This is a genomic window from Methylobacterium sp. E-025 (genome assembly GCF_022829705.1).
Lineage (GTDB): Bacteria > Pseudomonadota > Alphaproteobacteria > Rhizobiales > Beijerinckiaceae > Methylobacterium.
The window spans coordinates 1-4,092 of the sequence record NZ_JAKSYR010000012.1; the positions used below are offsets into that span (position 1 = coordinate 1).

Below are 4,092 nucleotides of genomic sequence, written 5' to 3' on the forward strand. Positions count from 1 at the left end.
CCGGTGGTGCTCTCAGTGGGGCGATCCCCGCAATTACAGTCATCAGGATACTCTCCTCGAGGAGAGCCGTCGGCGTCGCCGAGGCGCGACGAAGCAATCCGCCGATGATCCATCGGGCTCATCGATGGCGGCCTTCACGGCCGAGCCCGGTTCGCTCTCTGAGCCCCGTTCGGCCTATTGCAGGGCATCCACGCCGATGGGCATTGCCTGAAGGGCGAGCATGACTTGCACCGCGCGGATTAGGCCCACTGTCCGCTCGCTCGCGCCCCCGGAAGATGCCTTGTCCCGCAGGGCGATCAGGGCGAGTTCGAGTTCGGTCCGTTGGGCGCGATGACGTGTGTCCCGCTCCTGGTCCAGGAGGGCGATGAGGTCATCGAGGTAACGGCCGCTCGCCGTCCGTTGCGCTTTTTCCATCTGGCGCCGCTCCAGGAATGTGTCGTGAAGGCCCCGTCGGACAGGGGCCGGTTGAGGCCGGGAAGCGTCTCGCGACCTCGACGGCCGCGAGACGTCGTCTGGTGCGGGCCACTTCGACTTGACGGATCGGGCGAACCGGCATTCGAAAAGGCAGCAGCCGACAGCCTAGCGATTGGACTGCAATCGAATACGATCATAGGATAAGATGATTTTATTATTCCCCATTCAAAAGAGTTTATTTTTCGAAAGCCTAGCTGGGCATGAACACGAGCATTCAAATGCTTAGGTTGCGTTTCATGCCAGAAACCAAACATGTTCTTAAAAAGCCATGACAGATCATACGAACAAGACGCCCGAGTTTTGGCGAGATCTCGACCGGACTGTCTCGACCCGCGTCGAGGATGCCTTGCTCCAACCCGGCCGCAATCGCGAGGCGTTGGTTTCTTCGTTGCGCGATCTTGAGGAGACTGCACGACGGGAATGTCGTCGGCGGGACACGATCCAGATCCTGACGAGCGGACGCCGGCTTCTCGGGGACCTGTCTCTCGTCGGGATCTCGGACGGACCGTTCTCCCACACCATGGAATAGTCGGACCGGCCCGTATGCCACAATTGGGCATCCCTTGATGAGTTGATACGGAAGCGCGCCCGCAAGGGCGGCTTCCGCGTCGGGACGCACAGGGATGCCCTGGCCGTGGCGCTACCTGCACCCGCCGCGGAACGCGCCCCGCAACGGATCGGAGGTCCCACCGCGATGTACCGCCCATCGTCGTCTGGACGGGACGGCGCTCACGCGGCGATCCCGTCCTCCGGTCTGCGCCTGCGGTATCGGCCGCCGTCCTCGCTCGCGAACAGTTTCTTGAACTTGATCCCCTGGTCGATCACGCCCTGGAGCAACTCCGGCCCCCACTACCCGGGATAATCCTCTGCTTCCTTCTTGAACTCGTGGCCAATCCGCTGCGCGATGCCGCCGAGGTGCATCGCCTCCTGCTCCGGGAGGATGTCCCATATCTCCTGCGCCTCGGTCCGCCAGAACGCCCGGGCCTTCACCGTCGCGATGTGCTCCTTCTGCCGTTCGAGCTCGTCCGCGAACCACGCAATCTCGTTCCACTGGCCTCGATCACGGCGTCGCGCGCGTCCACCATCCCGAGCGCCTCGTGCCTGAGCTCCCGCTCCGCGGCGATGGCCTCCGCCATGCGCAGGCGCTCCCTCACTACGATCGCCGCAGCCTCGGCCTCCGCCGCCTTCCACAGCGCCACGCCGGCCTTCGCCAGCCCCGTCTCGACCGCCCCCGGTAGGCCCGCGAACTCGATGACCGGGCTGTACGCGCGCTCCCGGGTCCACTTCGCCAGGTGCTTGCCGACGCACTGGTTGTTGCCAGCCACCCCCGCATTCAGCTTGACCCGTTCCCACACGGGCCGAAGCAAGACACGCTCCTTGCCCTCGGCCCGAATTCGGTCTGCAGCTCGGAGGTTCTCCCGGGGGTCTTCACTAAGCAGAGGAACAGCTCTTTCTTTGTTGCAGTCATCGACAAGCAGTCGGACGGTGCTCAGGTGGTCCCACCCGGACAGCGGAATGTAAAATAACGTCCGCTTACAGGCAGGCGCTGAAACGTGATGAGCGGCCGGGTTGGGTCGGAGACGGAGCGTCCGCTTCTGTATCGGCCAATTCCTTATATGGCCGGCGGCTTTCGAAGATTGTCATCCGTTCCAGTAAGAGCATGTCCGGAATGGCGTATTTAGGCGACGCGTCCGACCATAGCTGCACGCTTTGTCCATGGGAGGTAATCGGCCCTTCCGGGGTTTGGATCGGTACTCATGCCTCTCCCGAGGCGGCGTCCGCGACGGGCGTCGCGGACCCGTTCCCTCAGGCGCCACCGCCGATGCGATGGCATCGGCGGTGGCCTGGATCCTCGGGCTATGCCGACCGGCGGCGAAGGTCCGCGATCCGGGCGTTCAGCACGGCGCGCAGCTCCTGCACCTCGACATAGGCGGCTTCGGCCTTCTCGAAGGCGGCCAAGCCATCCTTCTGGATCTCCTGGGTCAGCGCCTCGATGCGCCGGACCGCGGTGAGGAAGCTCGGCGTCTCGAGTGAGCGGGTCTTGGTCATGGTCTATCTCCTCTTAATGTAATCAGTTGTAGGCGACGAAGGTCGGCACGACCCGGACAAAGATCGTCCCGTCGCGGAAATGCAGGAATAAAGGCCTATTGGACTTGAGTTCGCAATAGCGCTCGATGACGAGGCCGGTATCGGCCGCGGTCACCAGTGCCCACCCGGGTTCCCAGGCCGGGTCGTCGTCATCCCCGTCGCCGAAGTCGAGCGCATCGAGGGGAGCGGCGTACGGCTTGATCTCGGCGGTCACGCCGGTCGCCATGCCCGTCGCTGCCGCGAGGTTGGCCAGCAGGCTGCGCTCGACACCCCGATTAAGCTGTCGCAGCCGCCGATCGGCGAGCTCTGCGAGGTCGCCCAGGCTCGCGGCGAAGCGCTGCAAGGCCCCCGCTACAGCGATGCGCCCGGCCGCCTCCAGATCCTCCGCCAAGGCGGTATCGTATGCATTGAGCGCGCGCTCGGCCCGAACGCCGGTGGCCTCGACGAGGTGGCGTACCAGCATCGCCGCGGCCGTTGGGGTCGGCTCCGATCGCGCCGCGACCGCGTCCAGGGCGGTGAGCTGCGTACCGGCGTGGCCGAGCCCGGCGACGAGGTTCGGAACCGTGATAGCTGCGCGCACCGTCGCGTAGGCGTTGAGGGCCTGGAACTCCTCAATCGGACCACCGCCGCGGCAGATCAGGGTCGCCGACAAGCCGTGCTCCCGGTGCAGCTCGCCCGCTCGCGCGAACGCCTCGTCCAACGAGCGCTCCGCCGAAGGTCCCTCGAATATTGCGTAGATCCGGTGGAGCCGCATCAGGCCGCTGTCCTCGAACTGGCGCAGGACGTGCTCCACGTCGCGAAGGGCATCGCCGAACTCGGCGGCGATCAGCGCGATGTGCCGAGGATCCTCCGGCTCCACCCAAGTCCCGGGGCCGAAGCGGTACCCCTCCCGCCGCAGGCGCTGCAGCGTCCGCTCGCGCTCGAGTTCGCCGTCGATCGAAACCGCGTCGACCGAGAGCACGGCGGTGATCCGAGCCTGCACCTCGGCCCCGCGCCCGTAGCGCTGGCGCAGGCTGGTTTGCAGTCGGAGCACGACCCTCCGGTTCACCAGGGCTGCCGGATCGAAGGCGTCGCCGATCGCATCCCGGCAGGCGGCAAGGTCGGCCGCGGCGAGCCGGACCTTGAGCCGAGGCGGCTCGAGGCTACTGCTTGGATCGGCCTCGCCGAGCAGGAGCAGGTGGCCGTCGGACCCGAGGGGTTCGACGGTCAGGACGCAGGCCCGCACCGTATGCTCGCCGCGCAGGCGTTGGCGCAGCCAGCCAAGAAGGTCGCGCAGCTCGCGGACCTCGTCGGCGGGCCGGGCCGCCCCCGCGTCGTCCGGCGGGATGGGGGGAGGACGGACATCGCCCGGGTAAGCCGGGGGTGCGTGCGCCCCACGGTTTGCGTTAACAGGCTGCTGCAGAAGTCGCTGGTGGGGTTATCCGAGAGATGATTCACTCTGTCTCTGACGGGGCGGAGGCTTGGTGATGCGCGGGCGTGAGGAACGGTCGGAGAGCCTGTTCAGCTACGTCCGTCTGGAGGACCGCGTAC

Annotated in this window: 6 protein-coding genes; 1 reads left to right on the forward strand and 5 read right to left on the reverse strand. The window is 66.1% G+C overall.

Annotated elements, in window-relative coordinates:
• Window positions 1-174 precede the first annotated feature (174 nt).
• The 5 genes from MKK64_RS00400 to MKK64_RS00420 form a co-directional block, all read right to left on the reverse strand.
• Window positions 175-414 (reverse strand): hypothetical protein, encoded by a 240-nt coding sequence (locus tag MKK64_RS00400; RefSeq protein WP_243931711.1) that lies wholly within the window; start codon window positions 412-414, stop codon window positions 175-177.
• Window positions 415-1,323: 909 nt separating this feature from the next.
• Window positions 1,324-1,464, reverse strand: coding sequence for a hypothetical protein (locus MKK64_RS00405; RefSeq protein ID WP_243931713.1), 141 nt, complete (start codon window positions 1,462-1,464; stop codon window positions 1,324-1,326).
• Complete coding sequence (locus MKK64_RS00410) at window positions 1,461-2,090, reverse strand: DNA-binding protein (protein WP_313898872.1); 630 nt, start codon at window positions 2,088-2,090, stop codon at window positions 1,461-1,463. The genes MKK64_RS00405 and MKK64_RS00410 overlap by 4 nt, the downstream gene beginning before the upstream one ends.
• Before the next feature lie 241 nt (window positions 2,091-2,331).
• Window positions 2,332-2,523: a hypothetical protein gene (locus MKK64_RS00415; protein WP_243931717.1), complete on the reverse strand. Its 192-nt coding sequence runs from the start codon at window positions 2,521-2,523 to the stop codon at window positions 2,332-2,334.
• Window positions 2,524-2,545: 22 nt separating this feature from the next.
• Entirely contained in the window at window positions 2,546-3,523 is a 978-nt protein-coding gene (locus MKK64_RS00420; RefSeq protein ID WP_243931719.1) for an exodeoxyribonuclease VII large subunit, read from the reverse strand.
• A 57-nt stretch (window positions 3,524-3,580) separates the two neighbouring features.
• On the opposite strand from MKK64_RS00420, the gene MKK64_RS00425 reads away from it, so the two are divergent.
• Window positions 3,581-3,994: a hypothetical protein gene (locus MKK64_RS00425; protein WP_243931721.1), complete on the forward strand. Its 414-nt coding sequence runs from the start codon at window positions 3,581-3,583 to the stop codon at window positions 3,992-3,994.
• The last annotated feature ends 98 nt before the right edge of the window (window positions 3,995-4,092 follow it).